General features: G+C 42.8%; 1 protein-coding gene. It reads left to right on the top strand.

Annotation, left to right across the window (positions count from 1 at the left end):
• Positions 1 to 75 precede the first annotated feature (75 nt).
• Positions 76 to 1,362, top strand: coding sequence for an IS1380 family transposase (locus tag HMPREF0645_RS12800; RefSeq protein WP_007175484.1), 1,287 nt, complete (start codon positions 76 to 78; stop codon positions 1,360 to 1,362).
• Positions 1,363 to 1,532: the final 170 nt, after the last annotated feature.

Here is a 1,532-nt window from a genome sequence, read left to right as displayed (position 1 = left end):
GCCCAGGATTTTGCCATGTCAAAGAATTCACTTATCTTAGTGTTGCAAAACAAGCAAGCAAAACTCTGATATGGCATGGCAAAAATACATATTAAATCCGAGAAACTCACTCCTTTTGGAGGAATATTTTCAATCATGGAGCAATTTGACTCCACATTGTCATCTGTAATCGACTCGACCCTCGGTCTAAGGTGTAGATCATTAGGTTATCAGTACAGCGAAATCATCCGTTCACTCATGAGTATCTACTTCTGTGGTGGCTCATGTGTTGAGGATGTCACTACTCATTTGATGAGCCATCTCTCGCTTCATCCGACACTTCGAACTTGTAGCTCTGATACTATCCTCAGAGCGATAAAGGAGCTGACGCAAGAAAACATCTCATACACGTCAGATACGGGTAAGAACTACGATTTCAACACGGCTGATACTCTCAATACTTTACTGCTCAATTGTATGTTTGCATCTGGCCAACTGAAAGAGGACGAGATGTATGATGTTGATTTCGACCATCAGTTCATAGAGACAGAGAAGTATGATGCAAAGCCTACATACAAGAAGTTCCCTGGTTATCGCCCTGGCGTGGCGGTTATTGGCGACTTAATCGTTGGCATTGAGAATAGCGATGGCAACACAAATGTTCGTTTTCATCAGAAGGACACGCTGAAGAGGTTCTTTGAGAGATTTGAACAGAACGGCCTTACTATCAATCGTTTCAGAGCTGACTGTGGATCATGTTCCGAGGAAATCGTAGAAGAAGTAGAGGAACACTGCAAATCCTTCTATATCCGCGCAAACCGCTGCAGTTCGCTCTACAATGAAATCTTTGCTCTCAGAGGTTGGAAAACTGAGGAAATCAATGGCATTGAGTTCGAATTGAACTCTATCCTTGTTGAAAAGTGGAAGGGTAAAGCATACCGACTTGTGATTCAAAGACAGAAACGGTTGGATGGTGTATTGGATCTCTGGGAAGGAGAATACACATACCGTTGTATCCTGACTAACGACTATGTATCTTCCGTAAGAGAGATTGTCGAGTTCTATAACCTTCGAGGGGGAAAGGAACGTATCTTCGATGATATGAACAATGGTTTCGGATGGGACAGATTGCCCAAATCCTTCATGGCAGAGAACACCGTGTTCCTTCTTCTTACATCACTTATCCGTAACTTCTACAAGGCCATTATCCAAAGACTTGATGTAAAGAGGTTCGGACTCAATACAACAAGCCGCATAAAAGCGCTTGTCTTCAGGTTTGTCTCTGTACCAGCAAAGTGGATCAGGACATCAAGGCAGTATATGCTGAATATCTATACCTGTAACAATGCTTACGCGGATGTGTTCCAGACAGATTTTGGATAACGCCTACAACTTATGGGTATGATACTGCGTATTGCCTCAAGTCGCATTGTGGGGTAAGGGGATGTTGTAGGCTGAAGTGGGGATTTCAGTTCTAATTATCTGCAAATTCAGTAATGAGAGGATGTGTACACGCAAGAAGGACGTTGAAAAGTTAAGTTGCGGATTTGAGG

Origin of the sequence: Hallella bergensis DSM 17361 (genome assembly GCF_000160535.1) — a bacterium.
In the GTDB taxonomy this organism is placed as follows: Bacteria; Bacteroidota; Bacteroidia; order Bacteroidales; family Bacteroidaceae; genus Prevotella; species Prevotella bergensis.
The sequence above is the reverse complement of the archived record's forward strand: the minus strand, read 5'-3'. Positions and strand labels throughout refer to the sequence as shown.